Raw genomic sequence first — 23,332 nt, forward strand, 5'->3', positions numbered from 1 at the left:
GCTTTCAATCAACTTACTAACCACTGCCTTTTTATGTTCTTCTGGATAATGTCTCACTCATACCTAACTTCCGCCTCCTGTTTAATGCTATGAAAAACTGAGGCGACAACTATCCTGACACAGGGGGCAAATGTGGGGAGTGCATTATGAATCGCAAGTCAAAATTAATTTATCGTATTATGTTAGCCTCAAAAGTTAACAACTCTAATAAAGAAATTTCTATAGATAACCTAAAACAGAACTGCTGTCTTTCTGAAACCGAACTACTCAACATACTAAAAGAGCTAGAAATAAAGAAACTTATATGTTGGGATTCTGGCAAGTCAACATTTATGATTTCGAGTTAACCTACTAGTTTTTAAAGTATAATCAACCTAAGATTACTTGCGAAACAAATTGTCAATTGTTTAACGAAAAAGTGAATAAACTACTTTCTGTTTCTCACTCTTTAGAATTACAGCTAAGCTTATTGTGTTCAACTCATGGAGGAGAAGAGCATGGCAACCCCTCGTAGAAACTTAATTAGCGTTTCAAACACGCCTTACTATCATTGTATTTCACGTTGTGTTCGTCGCGCTTTTTTGTGCGGGCAAGACCCACTAACTGGTCGTTCATATGAACACAGGCGCGATTGGGTTGAAAAGAAACTACTTCAACTTGGTCGTATATTTTGTATTGATGTTTGTGCTTACGCAGTTATGAGTAACCATACTCATCTAGTACTTCATATTGATATAGCAAAAGCAAATCGTTTGAATAATAAAGCGATTCTGATTAGATGGCACAAATTATTCAAAAGCACATTCCTTTGCCAACGATTCTTAAATGGCGAATTGCTAACACAAACCGAGCTCGCTGCGGTTAATGCCAGAGTAAATTTATATCGAGAACGGCTCAGAAGTATTAGTTGGTTTATGCGCGTTCTTAATGAGAGTATTGCACGAAAAGCAAATCAAGAAGATGAGTGCAAAGGACGCTTTTGGGAAGGTCGCTTTAAATCACAAGCTTTACTTGATGAAGCAGCTCTTGCAGCTTGCCTTGCTTATGTAGATTTAAATCCTGTTAGATCAAAAGCGGCTGATTTACCTGAGCAATCTGACTACACCAGTATTAAATCTAGAATTAATGCAGCTCAAAATAATAAGCAACCGAAATCACTTATGCGCTTTGCAGGTAAACCACGTAAACATACGCCTAAGGGACTACCATTTGAGCTCAAGACATATCTGCAACTTGTAGATTGGACAGGCCGCTCAATACGAGAAAATAAGCCTGGGAACATCCCAGAAAATGCGTTACCAATACTTGAAAGACTAGATATTTGTACTGACAACTGGCTTACACTCACCACTTCCTTTACTCGCTCGTTTAAAAATACGGCTGGTAAAGAGCAAGCTATAACTGCTTATGCAAATCACATGAAACGAAAACGAAGAAGCTCTATTAGCACTAGTCGTGCACTATTTGCCTAAACCGAAACTCGAAAATGTTTAAAGTGGTCTGCCTTTGAGCTAAGCTTGCCCAAATCAGGCGCTAATCAGACAATGTCTACAGAATCACCTAAACATAACATTTATCTGTAAATTAATTTAGAACGACTAAGCAAGTCGGCTTTAAAATTAGTTATTAAAATACCTACAAAAGTGGGTGTCCGAATAACTTTATTACCTGTACCTAACCAGCTGTGTCATCTTCAATCAAATCATCAAAATTGAGCCTGAATTTATATTGTCTAATTTGGGTGCCTAGATAACCTTAAAGTGGATGTCTAGATAACTTAAGAAATAAAAAGCTCAAAGAAAGTTAGATTAATACAAGAATAAAAGATTGGTTCTAAAAAATTTAAAAGGAATTTAAATGAAATAAGTCACCCAAATAGAATTTTGGGTGGCAGTCTTACCAGCCGCATCTCGGCACACACATCACACGCTGTGGCTGCTCCCTTCCGGGCCTGACCAGGTTCACCTGCTAGTGTTGCGAGAGGACCAATAAGACTACCATTGAGGGCCTTGTTTGGCGCGGGAGGGATTATCTCTACTTTTAGCCAGTTATTCAAGGGGTATTCGAAAAAGAAAGTGCGATTGCATACTTGGCATACAATCGCACTGTCATTAAGGGGGTTATCGCTTACTTTTCAAGTTCAGCTTTAATATTGCGCAGCGCAGCTTTCACTTTCTTCATATTTTCTGGGCCCATACGCAGCAATTGTTTTTGCGCATCGGGTAAGTTTTCCCACTCAGAGTAAGCATATTGATACGTAACTGAGTTACGAACGAGTGGCATATCACCTTTTGGCTCTGGCGTATCAAGCAGTACATCAATCGCCTCTTCTAACGTGCCTGTGAATGCATCACCTTCGTAACCAATTTCTGCATAAGCTTCACTGATAAGGGGTTTATATTCATCATACATACGAATAACTTGAGCAGCGCTTAAGCTAGTAAATAGTTTTACGTAAGGTGTATAGCGCTCATAGCTATTTGGGTCGATTGTTAAGATATCGCCCTCAATAACTTTAAACGACTCTTTAGGGCGTTCTACAGGTGCATGGCTAACTGCCACTTTACCTTTTGCGATGTTATCAACGTACACAACACCACGGCGAATAAGATCATCAGTCACCATTAAGCTCATCACTTGGTCGCTTAGTAACTCATCCATACGAGCAACAACCACTTCATCGCTTTCATTTAACGTTGGTAGTGGCTCAACTTCTGGAACTGGCTCTGGAGTGCGCTCTGGTGCAGTATCTACAACAACGGGCTCTGGCTCAGGCTCTGTCACTTCAGGTTCTGGGTCAGGCTCTGGCTCTTGATACTCAACAACTGGCGCTTGTTCGCTAACAATATCTTCAACAACTTGCACTGGTTTATCTTCAGGCTTCAATAAAATAAACGCTGCCACACCCGCAACAAGGATAAGCACAACCACCGCAAAAATCAGGTTGTTATTTGATGAACCCTTTTGTACTTCAGGTTCTGACGAATGCTCTGACATAGACACTCCCTTAAAAATAAAACAGATAAAAATACGAAAAAACCATTTAGCCTTGAGCTAATCTTTGCTTCTTCTAGCTTAAAGACTTACAGTTGATAAATAAAGTAAAGACGCACAACTATTTAAATGCAACCATGAGCAGTAAGTTAAAAAAAACACAACACTCTAAAATCGCTTTATTACTAACAGGTGGTGGCGCGCGAGCGGCTTATCAAGTTGGTGTGCTTAAAGCGATAACTCAAAGCATGCCTCGTACAGCACCGCTGCCCTTTACTATTATTAATGGGACATCAGCTGGCGCAATTAATTCCGCTGCATTAGCATGTTATGCATCCTGTGCACATTTAGCATGCAAAAAACTTGAATGGGTGTGGAAAAACTTTTCGACTTCTCAGGTTTATAAAAGCGACTTTTTAAGTGTGTTTTTGCATATTACCCGCAACATGCTTACAAGTTTTCAATCTGAACATATAAATCACCCACCAGCGAGTTTGCTGAACAATAAGCCGCTGCGAAAACTGTTGCACGAAATACTCGATTTATCACGTATCGAACGAAACCTGCATAAAAATTACCTAGATGCAGTATCGATTACTGCTTCGAGCTATACCACAGGTGACTCTGTGGCATTTTTTCAGTCACTTACACAAAAGCCGTGGCGCAGAGCAAAACGTGAAGGACAGGCAACCCGCATAAATGTTGAGCACTTAATGGCGTCGAGTGCCATACCTATGGTGTTCCCAAGTGTGAATGTGTATAACCACTATTTCGGCGACGGCTCTATTCACCAACTTTCGCCACTGAGTCCGTCGGTTCATTTAGGTGCTGAAAAAATCTTTATTATTGGTGTTGATGAACCAAAAGAATTGCATCCGCCGGGTTATCAGCCTCATTACCCTGGCCTTTCGAATATTGCAGGCCACTTACTCGATAGCGTCTTTACCGACACGCTACAGTCTGATTTAGAGCGTTTACAACGTATCAATCGCACGCTGAGCCTATTACCTGCCCGTGACAAACACCAAGAGCTTAAACAAATTGAAACTTGCGTGATCAATCCATCGCAAAACTTTAATGCAATCGCAGCTCAGTTTTATGATGACATGCCTATGGCAATCAAAGTGTTACTACGCATGATAGGCGTGAAGAAACGTTCGCAATCGAGTTTAACGAGCTACTTACTGTTTGAAAAACGTTATACCCAAAAGCTCATTGAAATTGGCTACCAAGATGGCCTTAAAAAGCTACCTGAAATTCGTAAATTCTTAGAGCTGGAGTAGCTAATAGCTACTCCATACCGTCGAGTAAAAACCGTTCTACCCGCTCTACTCGGCGAGGCTTACCTTGCAACACTAAAATATCACCTGCCAATAAAATAGTTTGTGATGAAGGTGCGTCAATTTCACGGTCTTGTCGGCGCAGCGCTCTAACCGACACACGGCGCTGCTCAAGCTTAAGCTCACTAATTTTCTGATTAACCGCATAAGCATGCTCTGGCAGAGCTATAACATGTAAATACTCAAGCCTATCTGAACTTGCCTCTTCGCCATCAAGTTTATCACCCGTGAAAAAGCCATTTAAAAATTTATAACGATTGCGCCGCTCTTTACTAACACGGCGTATGATCCGTGTCATCGGCACACCAGACATATAAAGTACATGCGAAACTAACATTAAACTTGCTTCAAGGGTTTCTGGTACCACCTCAGTAACACCGAGTTCTTTAAGCGTTTCCATTTCGGTATCATCGCGCATTCGTACCAATATCTTTACATCAGGTGCTATTTGTTTGATGGCATCAACAACTATTTGCGTTTGCTCAAAATCGGTAAAGGTAATAATCACCAACCTTGCACGCTCAACGCCCGCTGATTTTAAAATATCTTTTTGATTCACATGGCCAAATATAACCGGTTCACCAGCCGCTTTCGCTTCTTGCAATAAGATAGGGTTACTTTCGACAGCGACGTATTCAATTGCTTCTGGCTTTAAAAAGCGCGCAACAGTTTGCCCAACACGGGAGAAACCACAAATAACGACATGATTTTGATACAAAGGGCTACTTGTCGCGGGCTGTTGCCAGTACTGTCCTGCATGGCTTAAAAGGCCAAGTTTTTTGAGAATAAGCGGTGTTTTTTCAATTAAGTAAGGCGTTAGCGCCATCGAAAGCACGCCAACTGCAATTAAAAACGAAGCTTGCTCTGAGCTTATCAGCAAATGCTGCGAAGCAAGTGCAATTAATACAAAGCCAAATTCTCCCATTTGCCAAAGCATAATACCCGCTGATACCGCATCTTGCTTACGCTCCCCCATCACTTGCGCAGAAATAGCAAGCACCGCAATTTTAAATAGCAATAAGCCAATTAATACCGCGATGATCCAGTACCAACTATTAAGTACATAAAGCACATCTAGCTGCATACCAACAGTCACAAAGAATAGCCCCATTAATATATCGCGAAATGGTCTAATATCGGCTTCAAGTTGGTGACGATAGTGACTTTCACCCAGCATCATGCCGGCTAAAAATGCGCCTAACGCCATCGATAAACCAAATAGGTAAGTCAAGCCTGCGGCAAACAAGGCAACCAATAAAGTCGTTAGCATAAATAGCTCATCGGTTCTTACCAGCGCTATTTCGCTAAACACTTTAGGCAAAATCCATTTACCTATGCCGAACAATAAAATACACACTAAAGCACCTTTAGTAAGTGCAAAAGCCAATGCACCGGCAATTTCTTCAGAGCCACTTTGGGCTAGCAAGGGGTAAACAATGAGCAGAGGGACAACAGCAATATCTTGAAACAGCAACACCCCTATTGCCAACTGGCCGCGGCGCTGGTTTAAATCTCCAGATTCTTTAAGTAGCTTCACCACCACCGCTGTTGAAGACAGCGCCATTAAACTAGCAATAGTAAAACTGTTTAAAAGGCTGTGCTCAAGCAGCAGTAAAATTAGCATAAACACTATGCTGGTCACCACGACCTGTAAGGAGCCAAGGCCAAATACAATATTGCGCATTGCCATTAAACGCGGCAATGAAAACTCAAGCCCTAAGCTAAACAGTAAAAACACAATGCCGAGCTCAGCAACAAAGTGCATTTCATGGCTTTGCGCCATCCAGCCAATACCATGACTCCCTGCCAGTACACCTGTCGCAAGATAAGCAAGAATGGGTGGTAAACCAATTCGCTTGAAAAACCAAACAAATAATACGGCAGCGACGAGCAAGCCAAACACTTGGATCAGCACATTTTGCAAGCAATCAACTCCCTAGACTTGGTGACAAAACTGGTTTCTCTTTTAAATATAGCAACCATCTGTTTTTCGGCCAGTTTAAAAATATGGCACAAATCTCGCTACATGGGGGTATCTAAACACTCCGGGGGGAGAATTATCATGGAAAATGTCCATATTTTGACGCAGCGGGTGTCTGCGCGAGGCGAGTTTCTGCCGTTTTCGGCAGAGCATTACCGAATAAATGAAACAAATAGTCCACACGATTTGGTCGCAAAGTTACAAACCACGTTATCAATCGAAGAAATTTTGACTATTTTTGCCGAGCACGCAAAGCAACTAATCAATTTATCTGGCTTACAGTTCCAATCTGCACTCGGAGTGTCACAAAGCGCAGGCAGCGATACCAGCCAAACACCGTACTCTTTTGATTTAGATATCGAAAGTGAACGCTTAGGGCAGCTAATTTACTTTAGTCAGTTCCCTATGGGTAAAGCGATTGAAGCAAAATTAAAGCAGCTCCATACAGCCCTCGTTTACCCATTACGTAATGCGCTTATGTACACCCGCGTATTACGTTTAGCGACTAAAGATGCGCTAACAGGCTTAAATAACCGTAGTCAATTTAATGACAGCTTGGCACAAAAGCTAGAACGTTGCCGCCGTCAACATCGCCCATTTAGCTTAATGTTGCTTGATTTAGATAACTTTAAACAAGTAAACGATAACTTTGGTCATAAAATTGGCGATGATGTGCTGCAAGAATTTGCCAATGTATTACGCAGTAGTGTTCGCGGTACCGACTCAATTTTCCGCTTTGGTGGAGATGAGTTTGCATTGCTAATTGACGATCCTGAATTTACCACTAATAAAGTGATTGCCGATCGCATTATGAGCTTAGTTGCTAGCTCAGGATTGATGGCTCAATATGATGTTACATCAAGTATTGGTTATACACTCGCCAATAACCAAGACTGCGAAAACGAAGTGTTTGCCCGTGCTGACAAGGGCCTTTATAAGGCAAAAGCAGCAGGAAGAAACTGCGCAAGAGCTTACTAATTGAGTAAAAGCCTAGCATCCCCCGCTAGGCTTTTTTGTTTATAAGTTTATAACCAAATAATACTAACCAAAAACCAGCGAAGAAGCCGCTTAATAAGTAAAGCAAGGCAGCCATGGTGGTAAGGGGCGATACCATCACTAATGCCAGCGGCGTAAGCACGCCCAATATAAAGAAAATACCGCCTTTGCCTGACCAGTAACCTAGCAGCAATAATGAGCATACTAGGCCGCCAGCTAGCGCATAAAAAAGTGTATTTATTGTCAGCTCTGTATAAGCAAAACCAGCAATTACAGCCACTAGCACCGACAACGCAAAGCCAAGTGGTGCTTTATTAACTAGTGATAAACCAACATGAGGTTGTTCACTCATAGAGTGTCTCCCAAAGAATTCCATCTTCAACACTGTGCTGTTCACTAACAAAGTAGCCAACAACTTGCACAAGTTGATCGTTATAAAAAATTAGTGGTGTCTGCGCACGTAACCAAGGAGCTACTTTGGCATCTTTAAACCAATGTTTTAAGGTGTTTGAGCCGGGTTTATATAAAGGTTTGATACGTGCTTGTGGCTTATTAAACTCAACCCTTACTTGCTCATCCTGCTTTGGTTTTCTAATGCCCTTGCCCGCTTTCACTATTAGTTTTCGGCCATCTGTCAGTTCAATGCCCTGCAAAGTTATATCCATCGCCTCAGGTATTGCCTGCTCCTTCACAAAGTACCAATGCTGCTGATGCCGACGAACATCACCGCTTTGCAAACAAATTTTTAGCTGGGCATCGGCTTTTGCCGTTAAACCTTGCTCAATAATTTGCTGTAGCTGATTCTCAGAAGGTAGTTGATGGGTAAACTGGTTTAGCCACGCACGGACAAGGTTTGCTTGTCTGGGCTGGCTAAAGGGCGAAATTGCCTGACAACTTAAGCCACCCTGCGAATTTTGGCAATGCGCAAGGTCACTTTGCGTATATTCATCGAGCAGTGATTGCTGTTGCTGTAAAAGCCGAATACTGCGCGCTGCGCTTTTTTCAAACCCTTGAAAACGCTTCGTTAAAATAGGCAGAACCTGATGACGTAAAAAATTGCGGTCAAAGCGCTCATCAACATTTGAATCATCGGTGATATGAGTAATAGCAAATTCATCGGCAAATTGTTCAATTTGCTCACGAGTGATATTAATCAGCGGTCTAAAACATACTCGCCCAGACGCTAACAATCGCGTTTGTGGCATCGATGCTAAACCCTGCAAGCCAGAGCCACGCTTTAGACGAAGTAAGAAGGTCTCAAGTTGATCATTTAAGTGCTGACCAAGCAGTATTACACTACCTAACATACAGTTTCGTCGAGTGCTTGGTACCGAGCCTCTCTTGCTTGTGCCTCAAGTGATGTACGCGAGCGCTGATGAATTTCAACCAGCACAGCTTTAAATGCCACGTCGAACTCTTCACATAGCGATTGGCAAAACCCTTGCCACTCATCAGCATACTTGCTCAAACCATGATTAACATACACAGCTTCAATTTTAAGTTCAGAGTGCTGCTGTTGAGCTTGCTTCATTAAATGTAACAACACAACCGAATCTACACCGCCAGATAAGGCAACGCTAAAGCAAGTTTGCTGAGCGTTCAGCAAAGGCTGCAATTGTGCTAAAAAATGGTGGTATAAATCTGATGTTTGCATTAAAAACCAATGAGTATACAAGCGTCTGTGTTATCGGCATTATAAAACAAAAAAAGCCGCAAAAGCGGCTTTTTTCAATTTTAAGCTGTGTTTAGCAATAGCCAAACGACATTAAACGTTTGTAACGCTGATCAAGCATTTCATCTAGTGAAAGGCCTTGTAAGTCAGCTAGGTCACGCTTAAGTTGGTTTTTAAGGTTACGCGCCATCGCATCGTAATTACGATGTGCACCACCTAGCGGCTCATCAATGACGTTGTTAATTAAATCAAGCTCTTTAACACGTGCAGCTGTTACACCCATGGCTTCTGCAGCTAATGGTGCCTTGTCTGCACTTTTCCATAAGATTGATGCACAACCTTCTGGCGAAATTACAGAGTAAGTGCTGTATTGCAACATGTTAACGCGGTCGCCCACACCAATAGCTAATGCACCACCAGAACCACCTTCACCGATAACAGTACAAATAGTGGGTACTTTTAACGCAGCCATAACTTTAAGGTTACGCGCAATTGCTTCACTTTGACCACGCTCTTCAGCGCCAACACCTGGGTATGCACCTGGGGTGTCGATAAATGTCATGATTGGCATTTTGAAACGCTCAGCCATTTCCATTAAGCGTAATGCTTTACGGTAACCTTCTGGCTTTGGCATACCAAAGTTGCGTTTAATTTTTTCAGCCGTGTCACGCCCTTTTTGTTGGCCAATAACCATCACTGGTTGACCTTCAAAACGTGCAACACCACCTAAAATAGCTGGGTCGTTAGCAAAAGTACGGTCGCCTGCTAGTTCGTCAAATTCCGTGAAAATGCGCTCGATGTAATCACGAGTATAAGGACGCAACGGATGACGGGCTAACTGAGAAACCTGCCAAGCACCTAATTCAGAGAAAATTTTCTCTTTCATTTCAGCACTTTTCTCTTTTAATCGACTGACTTCCTCTTCTAATCCAAGGTCTAATTCGCCAGCGCGGCTTACATTTTGTAATTCTTCAATTTTTGCTTCTAATTCAGCGATTGGAAGCTCAAAATCAAGATAATTGAGGCTCATGCTCTAAACTACCTAATTAGTTAAATTCTAGTTCTACATCTTGCGCCGCCATCAGCGATAACTTGTGAATTAAGTCATCACTCGGCGTAACACACCATTCGGTTCCTAAAGTAATCTCAGCCAACGCATCCGGACGTTGATAGAATACTTTAATAGGACAAGTACCAAACTTATAAGGTTCCAGCACTTTTTGTAAATTATCGAAGAAGTTCGCCTCGATCTGCACCATATTCAAGGTCATTTTAATCGCTTTTATACGTTTTTCTCGCGCCTGTGCGATGGTGCATATGTCTCTAGCGGTCATTGTAATGCCACCAGAGAAGTTATCAAAGCTGACCTGTCCAGATATTACCAAGATATTGTTTACTTGCAGCAAATCTTGGTACATTTCAAACTGTTCTGGGAATAAGCGTACATCAATACGGGCACTCTTGTCATCTAAAGTTACAAGACCCCATCGATTTCCCTTTTTGTTTATCAAGGTACGAGCTGAGATCACTAAGCCTGCAGCCGTTGACTGGACATCGCGGTTAGTGGGTTGTAAATCGACCAGCCTTCCTGATGTATAATGCTTTAACTCTTTACGATACTGATTAATTGGGTGACCAGTTAAATACAGACCTAAAGTTTCTTTCTCACCGTCTAGCCACTCATTGTCGGTTAAATCTGTGGCTTTAATAAATGCTTGTTCAACTTCATCTGGCTCTGTAGCAAGTAAACCGAATAAATCGGCCTGCCCTAGTGACTCAGCCTTATGATGCTGATCGGCCGCCCGCATGGCATCTTTTAAGCTTGCGAGTAAGGTTGCACGGCCAGGCTGGGTTTTATCTGGGCCAAGTTGATCGAGCGCTCCGGCATAAATAAGCTTTTCAACAACACGCTTGTTTAAACGCTTTAAGTCAACACGGGCACAAAAATCAAATAAGTCCTTAAACGGGCCACCTTCGCTACGAGCTTCTAAAATAGCTTCAACCGGTGCCTCACCAACCCCTTTAATGGCACCAATACCGTAAACAATTTCACCTTGTAGATTAACCGTAAACTTGTACTCACCGGCATTGACATCTGGCGGTAACAAGGTCAGTTTCATGTTTTCACATTCATCTACCAAGGTAACAATTTTATCGGTGTTATCCATATCTGCCGACATTACCGCAGCCATAAACTCTGCTGGGTAGTGGGTTTTCATCCACAGCGTTTGGTACGATACTAAGGCATAAGCAGCTGAGTGAGATTTATTGAAGCCATAACCTGCGAACTTCTCTACCAAGTCGAAGATTTTCATTGCAAGTTCGCCGTCAACTCCGTTTTTAACAGCGCCTTCTTCGAAGGTTGAACGTTGCTTTGCCATCTCCTCAGGCTTTTTCTTACCCATCGCACGACGCAGCATATCAGCGCCACCTAGCGTATAACCAGCCAGTACCTGGGCAATTTGCATTACTTGTTCTTGATAAAGAATGATACCGTAGGTTGGCTCAAGGATTGGTTGCAAGCTATCGTGTTGCCACTGCGCATCTGGGTAAGATAACTCTTCGCGGCCATGCTTACGGTCGATAAAGTTATCTACCATGCCTGATTGCAATGGACCAGGGCGAAATAGTGCTACCAGTGCGATCATATCTTCGAAGCAGTCGGGCTTTAGACGACGAATAAGGTCTTTCATACCACGAGATTCGAGCTGGAATACCGCGGTGGTTTCGGCGCGTAGCAGTAACTCAATACTTGGCTTATCATCAAGTGGAATAGCGTTGATATCAACGGGCTTTTTACCCTCACGAGCTAAGCGCTCGTTAGTCATATCAAGTGCCCACTGCAAGATGGTAAGTGTTCTAAGACCTAAGAAGTCAAACTTTACTAAACCCGCCGTCTCGACGTCGTTTTTATCAAATTGTGTTACCGGGAATTTACCCTCATCATCACAATAAAGAGCGGCAAAGTCAGTGATTGTGGTGGGTGATATTACAACACCACCAGCGTGCTTACCGGCGTTACGTGTACAGCCTTCAAGGATGCGACACATATCAATAAGCTCTTTGACCTCTTCATCACCGTCGTAGGCTTCTTGTAAACGCGGCTCAACATCAAACGCTTTAGCCAAGGTCATGCCCGGATCGCCCGGTACTAGTTTAGAAATACGATCAACAAAGCCGTAAGGGTGACCAAGTACACGGCCTACGTCACGGATAACCGCTTTTGCAGCCATGGTACCAAAGGTAATGATCTGAGATACCGCGTCACGACCATAAAGTGCCGCTACGTGATCAATTACCTCATCACGCCTATCCATACAGAAATCGACGTCGAAATCGGGCATTGAGATACGTTCTGGGTTCAAGAAACGTTCGAATAGTAAGTCAAATTCGAGTGGATCGAGGTCGGTGATCTTCAGTGCATAAGCAACCAATGAACCTGCACCAGAACCACGCCCTGGACCTACCGGAATATTGTTATCTTTACTCCACTGAATGAACTCCATTACGATCAAGAAGTAACCTGGGAAACCCATTTGGTTGATTACGTCGAGCTCTATTTTCAGACGCTCATCATACTCGCCACGTTTTTCTTTTCGCTCTTGCTCATCTGGGAATAAAAACTGTAAACGCTCTTCAAGACCATCTTCAGAGACCTTAACCAAGAAGTCTTCAATTTTTAGCGAACCGGTTGGGTAATCTGGTAAGAAGTAAGTCCCGAGCTGCACGGTCACATTACAGCGCTTAGCAATTTCAACAGTGTTTTCTAGCGCTTCAGGAATATCGCTAAATAGCTCAGCCATTTGCTCAGCCGTTTTAAGGTATTGCTGCTCAGAAAAACGTTTTGGTCTACGTTTATCTTCTAAGGTGTAACCGTCATGGATTGCAACGCGGATTTCATGGGCTTCAAAGTTTTCTGGCTTTAAAAATACTACTTCGTTAGTTGCCACTACAGGTAACTGCTCTTTTGCGGCAAGCTCAACAGCTAGGTGTAAATAGTCTTCTTCTAAAGCACGTTCCGTACGAATAAGCTCAATGTAATAATGATCGCTAAAATGTTGCTTATAAAAGCTAACGACCGATTCTATAAGCCCAGGGTTACCTTTTAATAATGCTTTACCTAAGTCGCCATCTTTAGCGCCAGATAATAAAATTAGGCCACTTTTGTGCTCCACCAGCCATTCACGGTCAACCACAGGCCGATGAAATAAATGTCCGCGTTGGTACGCTTTAGAGATCAATAAGGTGAGGTTTTTATAGCCTTCGTTATCTTTCGCTAAGATGGTAATTCGGCTAGGTTCATCTTCAAATTCAGGGCTTCTGAGCCAAAAATCTGCGCCGACAATAGGCTTAATCCCAGCGCCATGGGCAGCACCATAAAAACGCACCAAACCACATAAGTTCATCTGATCTGTGATAGCCAACGCAGGCATTTGCAGCTCTTCTGCTTTAGCGACAATTGGCTTAGTTTTAGCGAGGCCATCCACCATTGAGAAATCTGAGTGAACACGTAAGTGAACAAATTGCGGCGCAGGCATTACAGTTGCTCTCCTTTTAACGCCAAAATGCGCTGAACAGGTTTAAAGCTCTTACGATGCTCTGCAATTGCCCCGTATTGTTCGAGTGCCGCAAAGTGCGCTTTAGTTGGATAGCCCTTATGACCTGCAAAGCCATAGTTAGGATAACGCTTATCAAGCTCAATCATTTCTTCGTCACGGGCAACTTTCGCTAAAATAGAAGCCGCTGAAATCTCTTCGACTAGGCTATCGCCTTTTACTACCGCCTGTGCTGGCACAGTTAATTGACTAGGCACACGGTTACCATCAATAAAAACAAACTCTGGCTTTACACTTAAGCCTTCAACCGCGCGACTCATCGCGAGCATGGTGGCATGTAAAATATTTAGCTCATCAATCTCAGTTGGGCTACAACGCCCAATGGCATAGCACAGGGCTTTTTCTTTTATTTCTGACGCTAATAATTGACGTTTTTTGTCTGATAACTTTTTAGAATCGGCTAACCCGGCAATGGGTTTATTTGGGTCCAGTATTACCGCAGCAGTTACAACATCACCGACCAATGGACCACGGCCAACTTCATCTACACCAGCAATATAATTAACATTCGGTCGTTCAATTTGCATTTAGTAACTCCGCGACTGCTGCTGCAGCTTGTTCATTGGCATTTAATCTAATGTTTTTATGTATGGCTAAAAAGCGCGCCTTTAGTTCGCTGTTATCGGTATTAAGCATAGGAGTTAGCGCAGCCGATAGGTTTTCAACATTACACTCAGTTTGTAGGTACTCTGGGACGAGTTCTTCATCGGCTAATAAATTAGGCAACGAGAAATACTTAATGTTAAACGTGAATAAGGTTTTGAAAATCCAGTAACTCAATGGCTTAATTTTATAACCCACAACCATCGGCTTTTTATACAGCATACCTTCAAGTGTTGCGGTTCCTGAGGCAAGCAAAATGGCATCAGCGGCTTGCATTGCAAGATTTGACTGACCATCCAATAATTGCAGTTTTAGATCAGGGGCTGTTTTTTCTAAAATCTCACAAAACTGTGCTTTTCGTTTTTCATTGACTAACGGCACCACAATTTTAAGATCAGGATTTTGCGCTTGTAATTTCGCCGCTGTTTCAATGTAAGTTTCGCTTAAAAGACCTACTTCAGAACCTCGACTACCAGGTAGTAATGCAAGCACTTTATCAGTTTGTGCCAATCCAAGTTGATTACGAGCCTCGGTTTGGTCGTGCTCAAGAGCAATATCATCAGCCAGAGTATGACCCACAAACGTACAAGGTACATCGTGCTTATCATAAAAGGCTTTTTCGAACGGCAATAATGCCAACACTAAGTTAGTGGCGGCACTGATTTTATGAATGCGTTTTTCGCGCCACGCCCACACTGACGGGCTAACATATTGTACTGTTTTAATACCCGCCTCTTTTAGCGGCTTTTCAACACGTAAGTTAAAGTCAGGGGCATCTATACCAATAAATACATCTGGTGGGTTATCGATAAAATGCTGCACCAATTGTTTGCGTATTTTTAGTAGGCGCGGTAATCGGCCAAGTACTTCAACTAAGCCCATTACAGATAATTCGTCCATATCGAATAATGTTTTACAGCCAGCCGCTTGCATACGCGGGCCTGCAATCCCCTCAAATATGGCATCTGGAAAACGGCGTTTAAGTGCTTTTACTAGCCCTTCACCTAAAATATCACCTGATAACTCACCTGCCACCAAGGCAATACGTAACGGCTTTGTTTGTTCTTTCATTCGTTGATAATTCGCAACTTTTGGCACTAATAAAAATGAGTTTACCGTGTTTTAGCAGTCGGATAAATGTCACACGAGTAATTAATACTAGAATTTAAATAAGTGCTTATTCATTAACCTAGGTAACCAGCTAAGAAAGTAAACAATTAATTTTTTAGCCGAGAGAATACCTATAAGTGAGTAATCTTTTTGTTCTATAAAAACTGGCTAAAAGTTTTTGATAAGGTAATTAATCGATTGAAAAGTTAGGCTTTAATCTCTAGTCTGTAGAAATGATGAACAATTATTTAATCTTATTTTCTTATTTTTCTATTGACTAAAATGGATACAAGGTTAATATTCACAAAGTTTCAATAATTACTGAAACTTTAAAACCAATAATTTGTCGTGTCTACCGCACTCGCTAACAAGGAGCTAAACAATGATAGATGAAACATTTGTGGATCTATCGCGATTGCAGTTTGCAATCACTGCCCTCTTTCACTTCCTATTTGTTCCCCTTACTTTAGGTATGACGTGGATTTTGGTGATCATGGAATCCGTTTACGTGATGACTGGTCGCGAAATTTATCGTGATATGACTAAATTCTGGGGTAAGTTATTTGGTATTAACTTTGCGATTGGTGTGGCGACAGGTCTAACCATGGAGTTCGAGTTTGGTACCAACTGGTCTTACTACTCTCACTATGTGGGCGATATTTTTGGCGCACCGCTAGCGATTGAAGGCTTAATGGCATTCTTTTTAGAGTCAACCTTTGTCGGTATGTTCTTTTTAGGTTGGGAGCGACTAACAAAACGTCAGCATTTAGCTGCAACTTTCCTTATGGCTCTAGGTACTAACCTATCAGCTTTATGGATTTTGATTGCCAATGGTTGGATGCAAAACCCTGTAGGGGCTGAGTTTAATTATCAAACCATGCGCATGGAAATGACCAGCTTTGCTGAACTGGTATTCAATCCCGTCGCACAAGTTAAGTTTATTCATACCGTTTCGGCAGGGTATGTTGCAGCATCTATGTTTGTACTGGGCATTAGTAGCTGGTACATCCTAAAAGGTCGCGATCTTGCTTTTGCTAAACGCTCGTTTTCGGTTGCTTCTGGGTTTGGTTTAGCGTCTATCCTTTGTGTTATTTTACTTGGTGATGAATCTGGCTACGAAGTTGGCGAGGTACAAAAAGTTAAACTCGCAACCATTGAAGCTGAGTGGCACACCGAAGAAGCCCCTGCTGCATTCACTCTGGTCGGTATTCCTGATTCAGAAGAGCAAGTCACCCACGCTGCTGTTAAAATACCTTATGCACTGGGCATTATTGCTACTCGCTCTATTGATGAACAGGTAACGGGTATTAAAGATCTAGAAAAGCAACACGAAGTACGAATTCGTAATGGCATGGTTGCATACGAATACTTAGAGAAGCTTCGAGGTGGTGAAGACACTCCAGAAAACATTGCAAAATTCGATAGCTTAAAAGACGACCTTGGCTATGGTTTACTACTAAAACGCTATACGCCTAACGTGGTAGATGCCACAGAAGAGCACATTCAAAAAGCAGTGAAAGATTCGTTTCCTAAAGTTGGCCCTATGTTTTGGTCCTTCAGAATTATGGTCGGTTGCGGTGTGATCATGCTAGGCGTATTCGTGCTTGCATTTTATTACAACGCGCACCGCATTATTGAGCAAAAGCGCTGGTTATTATGGGCTGCGGTATGGAGTATTCCACTGCCGTGGATTGCCATTGAATTTGGTTGGATTGTTGCTGAATATGGCCGCCAACCATGGGCTATTTCAGAGATTCTACCAACCTTCTTGGCAACCTCATCTCTGACGGTAAACGATTTACTTATCAGCATTACTGGCTTCATTATCTTTTACACAGGGCTTGCTGCTGTAGAAGGCTGGTTAATGCTGCGCTTTATTAAACAAGGTCCAAGCTCGCTTCATACTGGTAAATATCACCATGAACTTGCTAAAGCAGATTCACTTGCAAGCCAAGGAGCTCAGTCATGATTTTTGATTACGAAACACTAAAACTAATCTGGTGGCTGTTAATTGGTGTATTACTGATTGGCTTTGCAGTGACCGATGGTATGGACATGGGTGTGGCAATTTTGCTTCGCCTAGTTGGTAAAACCGATGTGGAGCGCCGTACTGTAATTAACACCATAGGTGCTCACTGGGATGGTAACCAAGTTTGGTTCATCACCGCTGGGGGTGCACTATTTGCGGCTTGGCCTATGGTATACGCGGCCGCGTTCTCTGGCTTTTACTTTGCTATGATGCTGGTGTTATTTGCGTTATTTTTCAGACCGCTTGGTTTTGATTACCGCTCAAAAATAGACTCACCACGCTGGCGAAACAACTGGGATTGGGGCTTATTTGCAGGCAGTTTTATTCCTGCTTTAGTATTTGGTGTGGCATTTGGTAACTTATTACTGGGCGTGCCTTATCATATCGACGACCTACTGCGTGTCAGTTATCAAGGTTCATTCTTTGCGTTATTAAACCCATTTGCCATTGTTGTTGGCTTAGTAAGCGTACTGATGTTGGTTGGTCATGCAGGAATGTGGCTACAACTTCGTACGGATGCAGAGGTTGCAAAACGCTCAGCACAATACGGTCAATATGCGCTGATGGCGTTTATTGTGTTGTTTGCCTTGGCAGGTGTGTGGGTATCGCAAATTGACGGTTATAAAATCGTTAGCATGGGCGATACTCAAGGCTTTGCAAACCCGCTTGGTAAAACAGTCACGCAGGCACCAGGTGCATGGCTTGATAACTATACAAAAATGCCATTAACCATGCTGTTCCCTGCCCTTGCATTCGTGATGGCGGCACTGGCGATTGTGTTATCTAAATTACAAAAACCGGCAATGGCATTGGCAGCGTCAAGCCTAATGCTTGCAGGCGTAATTTTAACTGCGGGTATGTCAATGTTCCCGTTCATTATGCCTTCGAGTAACAACCCAAATATTAGTTTAACTATGTGGGATGCGGTTTCGAGCCATATGACTCTCAACGTGATGTTTATTGCAGCGGTTATTTTTGTACCACTTATCCTTATTTACACAACGTGGTGCTATGTGAAGATGTGGCGCAAAGTAACCATTAGTGAAATCGAAAACAACACGCACGGTAGCTACTAAGGAGATTTAATTATGTGGTATTTTGCCTGGATTTTAGGTGTTCTATTAGCCTGTACCCTTGGGGTGATCAACGTAATGTGGTACGAATTTCACCAACATAAAGATTCGATTGCTGATGATGAGCTAGAGCTTTACGCGAGACTCAAAAACACCGATGACAACTAAACCCCGACCAAATCGCGCGCAGCAACAAACGCTGCGCGCTTTTTTAAAGCAATATAGTCAGTCCGCTTCAGGGCTTCTTAAATTAAGCATTAGTTTGGGCACACTCAACGCCCTATTAATGATTGCCTCTTGTTATCTTCTTGCAAACGCGGCTCATCAAGTCATGTTTGAACAAGCAAACTTGCAAGCCGTAAGCCCATTATTATGGCCGCTGGCTGGGCTAATTTTAGTTCGTGCTTTGTTGGTTGCCCTAAGTGAACGCGTAAGTAACCGCGCCGCGTTAAAAATAAAAAACGTGATGCGAAATACATTGCTAGAAAAGCTCAGCAAACTTGGGCCAGCCTACAGTGAACAAAAAGGTCATGGCGCAACACTTAACACCTTACATAATGGGGTTGAAGCACTGCATCAATATTACGCTAATTACATTCCAAGTGTGGCTTATAGTGCGCTTATTCCAATAGCGATATTAGTGGTGATTTTTCCAACCGATTACAAAGCAGGCCTCATATTCCTTTTAACAGCCCCGCTTATCCCCTTTTTTATGATTTTAGTGGGCCATAAAGCGGAGCAGTTAAACCAAGATCGCTGGCAACAACTTGCGGTACTTGGTAATTACTTTTTTGACCGATTACAAGGCCTGACTCAACTCAAGCTCTTTAATGCAACCAAGCGTGAGCTAAATAGCATCAGTCAGATTTCTGATGATTATCGTGGAGCAACCATGGGTGTATTGAAAGTCGCCTTTTTATCGTCTTTCGCCCTTGAGTTTTTAGCCACCATTAGTGTGGCACTTGTTGCCGTGATCATTGGCTTTAGATTATTTTTTGGTACCCTCGATTTTGCCACTGGATTTGTGGTGTTACTACTGGCCCCTGAGTTTTACTTACCACTTCGACAAATGGGCACTCATTATCACGCAAAACTTGAAGGGATCAGTGCCGCTGCTGATATGGTCGACATAATCAATCAAAGCGACTCAGATGAACATGTAGGGTCATCTAAACTTGAGTTACCAATAAAGCATATACAGCTGAATGCGCTTACCTTTCATTACCCTGAAACAAACGAAGGGGTAACTGATATCAACTTAACCCTGCCAAGCTCAGGCTTAATTGCCTTTGTGGGTGAAAGTGGCTCGGGTAAAAGTACCTTGTTTGATTGCCTATTGGGTTTTCATCATCAGGCCAATAATGCCATTAGCATTAACGAGCAACCACTGAGTGATACTGCATTAGCTGATTGGCAAGCACAGCTGGCGTGGATCCCACAGCAAGCCACGTTATTTTATCGGAGCGTTGCAGAGAACCTGCGTTTAGCTAAACCCGATGCAAGCCAAGCAGAGCTCGATGAAGCAGCAAGTAAAGCTGGCGCACTTGAGTTTATTACTGCACTACCTGATGGCTTTGATACCTTGCTCGGTGAGCAAGGAGAAGGCCTCTCTGGTGGGCAAAAACAACGTATTGCCCTTGCTCGTGCATTTTTGAAGAATGCCCCTGTGCTAATGCTAGATGAGCCTACCGCTCACTTAGACAGCCAAACCGAGCATTTAATCAATCAAGCGATCCGCGAGTATGCAAAAGATCACTTAGTGCTGGTTATTGCTCACCGACTGAATACGGTTAAACACGCCGATAAGATTTACGTTATGCAACAAGGTCACATTGTTGAATCTGGTCAGTACCAGCAACTGACTGAGCAAGCTGGCCTATTTGCTAAACTGGTAAGCCAAGGTGACGCCCATGCATAACTTTATACGTCTATTAAAACTGTGCAAACCTCATACTGGCATGCTGCTTTTAGGGGCTTTTTTAGCAAGCTTAACGGTACTTGCTAATGTAGGCTTGCTCGCTATATCGGGGTGGTTTTTAGCAGCCATGGCAGCGGCGGGCATTGCTGGTGTGCAGATGAATTACTTTACCCCAGCTGGAGTGATCCGCTTTTTAGCTATCGTGCGCACAGCGTCTCGTTACGGTGAGCGGATGATAACTCATAATGCTACCTTTTTATTACTGAGCGAAATTCGCGTAAACATGTTCAAGACTTTGAGCCAACTGAACAACGTTGACTTAGCAATGAGTCGTAGTAGCGATTTATTTAACCGGCTACAGAATGATGTCGATGCGCTGGATAAGTTTTACCTAAATGTACTGCTGCCTATTATTGTCGCCCTTTTCAGCATTCCTATAGTAATGGCCTTCATGGCCATGTATAAAGCTGACGTTGCATTAGTGTGCTTTACTTCACTGATAATTATTGGCGTACTGCTTCCCACATTGTTAAGCCATAAGCTTCACCAACAAGCGGATAACGAAACCCAGCTCTCAGCCGAGTTAAGATCTGAACTTGCCGATACGTTATCAGGTGCTAGAGAGCTTGCTGTCTATCAAGCACATGCGGCGCAATTAGCGCATTGTGATTCACTCAGTAAACAATACAACAGCCAGCTCTACAATCGTCACAAGGCCATAGCAAATAGTAATGGCTTAAACACTTTGGTGATACAACTCACCATGCTAGCAAGTGTATTTATGATAATTCCACTGGTTGCAATAGGGACTATGAAAAACGTTGAACTGGCGATGCTCGCGTTATTTGTATTAGCAAACTTTGAAACCGTGCTCACTCTGCCTACGGCATTTATTGAATTGCCGCTTACTTTAAGTGCCGCAAAGCGACTGTTTGATCTTGAAGATAAACACAACAGCTTAGCCGAAAAGCCAAACAACTTAGATGATCAGCTAGCAAACCAATTAGCTGACAAATCAGGGCTTGGTCTTGAGCTAAGCGAGGTCAATTACCAATACTTGGGGGCAAAAAGTAAAGCCCTTAGAAATATCAATTTTGCGATTACACCCGGCAGTAAAGTTGCCCTAGTCGGTGCCAGTGGCAGTGGAAAAACCACTCTAGTTAACTTACTCACTGGCCTTTGGCCGTTGCAATCAGGCTCATTAAAGCTCACCACCAAGCAAGATAACTTTGAACTTGAAAGCTTGAGCACTGCAACACGCTTTAAGCAGCTAACGATAGTTGCCCAGCAGCATCATATTTTTGATGGCACGCTACGTGAAAATCTACGCTATGCAGCTTTTGATGCGACAGATGAGATGCTTATTGAAGCCTGTGAAAACGCTGAACTTGGCTATTGGCTTAAGAACTTAAAAGCCGGCCTTAATACCCGCTTAGGAACCGCAGGCAGAAAGCTTTCTCATGGTCAGTCACGTCGTATTGCCATAGCTCAAGCCCTATTAAGGCAAGGTAATTTAATCATTCTTGATGAGCCAACAGAGAGTCTAGATAACCACACTAAGCAAAACTTGCTGACTACACTTGAGAAAATATGGGCAGATAAAACCATGTTGACCATTACCCACGACCCAGCAATGCTAAGTCGTGTTGATAAGGTTATTTGGTTAGAACAAGGACAAGTAAGAGCCTTTGCAAGTCATGCTGAATTGATGGCTAATGAAGCCGACTACGTAGAGCTTATTACCCGTTTTTAATCGAGCTGCTCAACAGTAACATCAATCACACCTTGCTTGACTGAGGCAATTTGTGAAAACGCCTTTTTTGATAAATCGATAATACGACCGCGGATAAATGGGCCGCGGTCATTAATGGTAACAATCACACTTTTATTGTTACTAATATTGGTGACCCTCACTCTGCTGCCAAAGCCAAGCGTTTGATGAGCCGCGCTCCATGCCTGTTGATTAAACACCTCACCACTTGCTGTCATTCGGCCATGATATTTATCAGCGTAATAACTGGCTTTGCCTTTTTCTATTGCTCCTTTTGATACTGAAGGCGCACTACTACAACCACTTATTATTAAGCTTAACAATGCAAAGATGATGAGTTTATTCATATTACTAGATCCTTTTTTGTCGTGAAGATAACAAGCACTGACTTAGCAAAACCTGAACTATAAAAACAAAAAAGCCACCTTAAGGTGGCTTTTAGTAATTAGCTTTTGATTAGCGAATAATTCCGCGCTCAGAGCTTTTCACGAAGTCTATCATCAACTGAACAGCTGGATACTTCGCAGCATCTTCACTTAGCTCAGCGATTGCTTCTTCAACACCTAAGCTCTTACGGTAAAGCGTTTTATATGCACGGCGTGTTGCCATGATTTCATCGCTTTCAAAACCACGGCGTTTCATGCCTTCAGTATTGATTGCTACAGGGCCTGCCGGCGTGCCAATGGTCGTTACAAATGGTGGCACATCTTTATTAACACCTGAGTACATACCAACAAAGGCATGTGAACCAATTTTACAGAACTGGTGAACACCTGAATTACCAGCAAGGATCACCCAGTCACCTACGTGTACGTGGCCAGCAACAGAGGCATTATTAGCAAAAATAACGTTATCGCCCACTACTGCATCATGCGCAACGTGTGTGTAAGCCATAAATAAGTTGTTGCTACCAATTTTTGTTACACCTTGGTCTTGAATCGTACCACGGTGAATGGTCGCACACTCACGGATCACGTTGTTGTCACCAATGATCAAGGTTGTAGGCTCATTCGCGTACTTTTTGTCTTGGCACGCTTCACCGACCGAAGCAAATTGGAAAATATGGTTACCAGAACCAATCGTCGATGGGCCTTTTACAACCACATGAGATTCGATGATACAGTTATCACCAATAGTTACATCGTTACCGATGTAGCTATAAGGGCCAACTGATACGTTATTTCCAAGTTTTGCACCTGGTTCGATTATCGCCGTAGGATGGATCACTA

Annotated in this window: 17 protein-coding genes, 1 other RNA gene and 1 pseudogene; 8 read left to right on the forward strand and 11 right to left on the reverse strand. The window is 42.7% G+C overall.

Annotated elements, in window-relative coordinates; translation table 11 throughout:
• Positions 1 to 497: 497 nt before the first annotated feature.
• The gene (locus L1272_RS15165) at positions 498 to 1,472 is read left to right on the forward strand and encodes a transposase (RefSeq protein ID WP_235373784.1); all 975 of its coding nucleotides are present in this window, start codon (positions 498 to 500) and stop codon (positions 1,470 to 1,472) included.
• Positions 1,473 to 1,894: 422 nt separating this feature from the next.
• Here L1272_RS15165 and ffs read toward each other — a convergent pair.
• Both ffs and L1272_RS15175 read right to left on the reverse strand, forming a co-directional pair.
• Positions 1,895 to 1,991, reverse strand: an RNA gene (gene ffs / locus L1272_RS15170) — signal recognition particle sRNA small type.
• Between the two features lie 136 nt (positions 1,992 to 2,127).
• Positions 2,128 to 2,997, reverse strand: a complete 870-nt coding sequence (locus L1272_RS15175) for a DUF3014 domain-containing protein (RefSeq protein ID WP_138599330.1) — start codon at positions 2,995 to 2,997, stop codon at positions 2,128 to 2,130.
• 134 nt (positions 2,998 to 3,131) lie between these two features.
• Between L1272_RS15175 and L1272_RS15180 the strand changes: the two genes are divergently transcribed.
• Positions 3,132 to 4,277, forward strand: coding sequence for a patatin-like phospholipase family protein (locus L1272_RS15180; RefSeq protein WP_138599329.1), 1,146 nt, complete (start codon positions 3,132 to 3,134; stop codon positions 4,275 to 4,277).
• A 7-nt stretch (positions 4,278 to 4,284) separates the two neighbouring features.
• Here L1272_RS15180 and L1272_RS15185 read toward each other — a convergent pair whose 3' ends face one another.
• Positions 4,285 to 6,258: a monovalent cation:proton antiporter family protein gene (locus L1272_RS15185; protein WP_054553098.1), complete on the reverse strand. Its 1,974-nt coding sequence runs from the start codon at positions 6,256 to 6,258 to the stop codon at positions 4,285 to 4,287.
• 138 nt (positions 6,259 to 6,396) lie between these two features.
• Here L1272_RS15185 and L1272_RS15190 point away from each other — a divergent pair, with 138 nt between their 5' ends.
• A complete protein-coding gene (locus L1272_RS15190; protein ID WP_235373785.1) occupies positions 6,397 to 7,293 on the forward strand; it encodes a GGDEF domain-containing protein in 897 nt (298 codons plus the stop codon).
• 25 nt (positions 7,294 to 7,318) lie between these two features.
• On the opposite strand, the gene L1272_RS15195 is transcribed toward L1272_RS15190, so the two are convergent.
• The 6 genes and pseudogenes from L1272_RS15195 to lpxB all read right to left on the reverse strand — a co-directional run bounded on the left by L1272_RS15195 (position 7,319) and on the right by lpxB (position 15,273).
• Positions 7,319 to 7,663, reverse strand: coding sequence for a hypothetical protein (locus L1272_RS15195; protein WP_166341542.1), 345 nt, complete (start codon positions 7,661 to 7,663; stop codon positions 7,319 to 7,321).
• A pseudogene (gene tilS, locus L1272_RS15200) lies at positions 7,656 to 8,965 on the reverse strand (tRNA lysidine(34) synthetase TilS). The gene L1272_RS15195 and the pseudogene tilS overlap by 8 nt, the downstream one beginning before the upstream one ends.
• 91 nt (positions 8,966 to 9,056) lie before the next feature.
• Positions 9,057 to 10,013, reverse strand: a complete 957-nt coding sequence (gene accA / locus L1272_RS15205) for an acetyl-CoA carboxylase carboxyl transferase subunit alpha (protein ID WP_054553102.1) — start codon at positions 10,011 to 10,013, stop codon at positions 9,057 to 9,059.
• A gap of 16 nt (positions 10,014 to 10,029) precedes the next feature.
• Positions 10,030 to 13,521, reverse strand: coding sequence for a DNA polymerase III subunit alpha (gene dnaE, locus L1272_RS15210; RefSeq protein WP_054553103.1), 3,492 nt, complete (start codon positions 13,519 to 13,521; stop codon positions 10,030 to 10,032).
• Entirely contained in the window at positions 13,521 to 14,126 is a 606-nt protein-coding gene (rnhB, locus tag L1272_RS15215) for a ribonuclease HII (protein ID WP_235373786.1), read from the reverse strand. The genes dnaE and rnhB overlap by 1 nt, the downstream gene beginning before the upstream one ends.
• Positions 14,116 to 15,273: a lipid-A-disaccharide synthase gene (gene lpxB, locus L1272_RS15220; RefSeq protein ID WP_054553105.1), complete on the reverse strand. Its 1,158-nt coding sequence runs from the start codon at positions 15,271 to 15,273 to the stop codon at positions 14,116 to 14,118. The genes rnhB and lpxB overlap by 11 nt, the downstream gene beginning before the upstream one ends.
• Before the next feature lie 421 nt (positions 15,274 to 15,694).
• Here lpxB and L1272_RS15225 point away from each other — a divergent pair, with 421 nt between their 5' ends.
• Genes L1272_RS15225 through cydC form a run of 5 tightly spaced genes read left to right on the forward strand, consistent with a single transcriptional unit; the run spans position 15,695 to position 22,085 of the window.
• Positions 15,695 to 17,281 carry a cytochrome ubiquinol oxidase subunit I gene (locus tag L1272_RS15225; RefSeq protein WP_054553106.1) on the forward strand — a complete coding sequence of 529 codons (1,587 nt, stop codon included), beginning with the start codon at positions 15,695 to 15,697 and terminating at the stop codon, positions 17,279 to 17,281.
• Positions 17,278 to 18,417 carry a cytochrome d ubiquinol oxidase subunit II gene (gene cydB, locus L1272_RS15230; protein ID WP_268841507.1) on the forward strand — a complete coding sequence of 380 codons (1,140 nt, stop codon included), beginning with the start codon at positions 17,278 to 17,280 and terminating at the stop codon, positions 18,415 to 18,417. The genes L1272_RS15225 and cydB overlap by 4 nt, the downstream gene beginning before the upstream one ends.
• Before the next feature lie 12 nt (positions 18,418 to 18,429).
• On the forward strand, positions 18,430 to 18,582 hold the full coding sequence (gene cydX, locus L1272_RS15235; RefSeq protein ID WP_054553108.1) for a cytochrome bd-I oxidase subunit CydX: 153 nt from the start codon (positions 18,430 to 18,432) through the stop codon (positions 18,580 to 18,582).
• The gene (gene cydD, locus L1272_RS15240) at positions 18,572 to 20,332 is read left to right on the forward strand and encodes a thiol reductant ABC exporter subunit CydD (RefSeq protein ID WP_235373787.1); all 1,761 of its coding nucleotides are present in this window, start codon (positions 18,572 to 18,574) and stop codon (positions 20,330 to 20,332) included. Before cydX ends, cydD begins: the two co-directional genes overlap by 11 nt.
• Positions 20,325 to 22,085 carry a thiol reductant ABC exporter subunit CydC gene (gene cydC, locus L1272_RS15245; protein WP_235373788.1) on the forward strand — a complete coding sequence of 587 codons (1,761 nt, stop codon included), beginning with the start codon at positions 20,325 to 20,327 and terminating at the stop codon, positions 22,083 to 22,085. The genes cydD and cydC overlap by 8 nt, the downstream gene beginning before the upstream one ends.
• On the opposite strand, the gene L1272_RS15250 is transcribed toward cydC, so the two are convergent.
• The gene (locus L1272_RS15250) at positions 22,082 to 22,450 is read right to left on the reverse strand and encodes a septal ring lytic transglycosylase RlpA family protein (RefSeq protein WP_054553111.1); all 369 of its coding nucleotides are present in this window, start codon (positions 22,448 to 22,450) and stop codon (positions 22,082 to 22,084) included. The two genes, cydC and L1272_RS15250, sit on opposite strands and share 4 nt — an antisense overlap.
• A 109-nt stretch (positions 22,451 to 22,559) precedes the next feature.
• Positions 22,560 to 23,330, reverse strand: coding sequence for an acyl-ACP--UDP-N-acetylglucosamine O-acyltransferase (gene lpxA / locus L1272_RS15255; protein WP_054553112.1), 771 nt, complete (start codon positions 23,328 to 23,330; stop codon positions 22,560 to 22,562).
• Between the last annotated feature and the right edge of the window lie 2 nt (positions 23,331 to 23,332).

The organism is Pseudoalteromonas sp. PAST1 (assembly GCF_021532515.1).
Classification (GTDB): domain Bacteria; phylum Pseudomonadota; class Gammaproteobacteria; order Enterobacterales; family Alteromonadaceae; genus Pseudoalteromonas; species Pseudoalteromonas simplex.

Excerpts from the sequence above, each read along its gene's own strand:
- L1272_RS15165 (WP_235373784.1), top strand. The coding sequence starts at position 498 with ATGGCAACCCCTCGTAGAAACTTAATTAGCGTTTCAAACACGCCTTAC.
- L1272_RS15175 (WP_138599330.1), bottom strand. The coding sequence starts at position 2,997 with ATGTCAGAGCATTCGTCAGAACCTGAAGTACAAAAGGGTTCATCAAAT.
- L1272_RS15180 (WP_138599329.1), top strand. The coding sequence starts at position 3,132 with ATGAGCAGTAAGTTAAAAAAAACACAACACTCTAAAATCGCTTTATTA.
- L1272_RS15190 (WP_235373785.1), top strand. The coding sequence starts at position 6,397 with ATGGAAAATGTCCATATTTTGACGCAGCGGGTGTCTGCGCGAGGCGAG.
- L1272_RS15195 (WP_166341542.1), bottom strand. The coding sequence starts at position 7,663 with ATGAGTGAACAACCTCATGTTGGTTTATCACTAGTTAATAAAGCACCA.
- accA (WP_054553102.1), bottom strand. The coding sequence starts at position 10,013 with ATGAGCCTCAATTATCTTGATTTTGAGCTTCCAATCGCTGAATTAGAA.
- dnaE (WP_054553103.1), bottom strand. The coding sequence starts at position 13,521 with ATGCCTGCGCCGCAATTTGTTCACTTACGTGTTCACTCAGATTTCTCA.
- rnhB (WP_235373786.1), bottom strand. The coding sequence starts at position 14,126 with ATGCAAATTGAACGACCGAATGTTAATTATATTGCTGGTGTAGATGAA.
- lpxB (WP_054553105.1), bottom strand. The coding sequence starts at position 15,273 with ATGAAAGAACAAACAAAGCCGTTACGTATTGCCTTGGTGGCAGGTGAG.
- L1272_RS15225 (WP_054553106.1), top strand. The coding sequence starts at position 15,695 with ATGATAGATGAAACATTTGTGGATCTATCGCGATTGCAGTTTGCAATC.
- cydB (WP_268841507.1), top strand. The coding sequence starts at position 17,278 with ATGATTTTTGATTACGAAACACTAAAACTAATCTGGTGGCTGTTAATT.
- cydX (WP_054553108.1), top strand. The coding sequence starts at position 18,430 with ATGTGGTATTTTGCCTGGATTTTAGGTGTTCTATTAGCCTGTACCCTT.
- cydD (WP_235373787.1), top strand. The coding sequence starts at position 18,572 with ATGACAACTAAACCCCGACCAAATCGCGCGCAGCAACAAACGCTGCGC.
- cydC (WP_235373788.1), top strand. The coding sequence starts at position 20,325 with ATGCATAACTTTATACGTCTATTAAAACTGTGCAAACCTCATACTGGC.
- L1272_RS15250 (WP_054553111.1), bottom strand. The coding sequence starts at position 22,450 with ATGAATAAACTCATCATCTTTGCATTGTTAAGCTTAATAATAAGTGGT.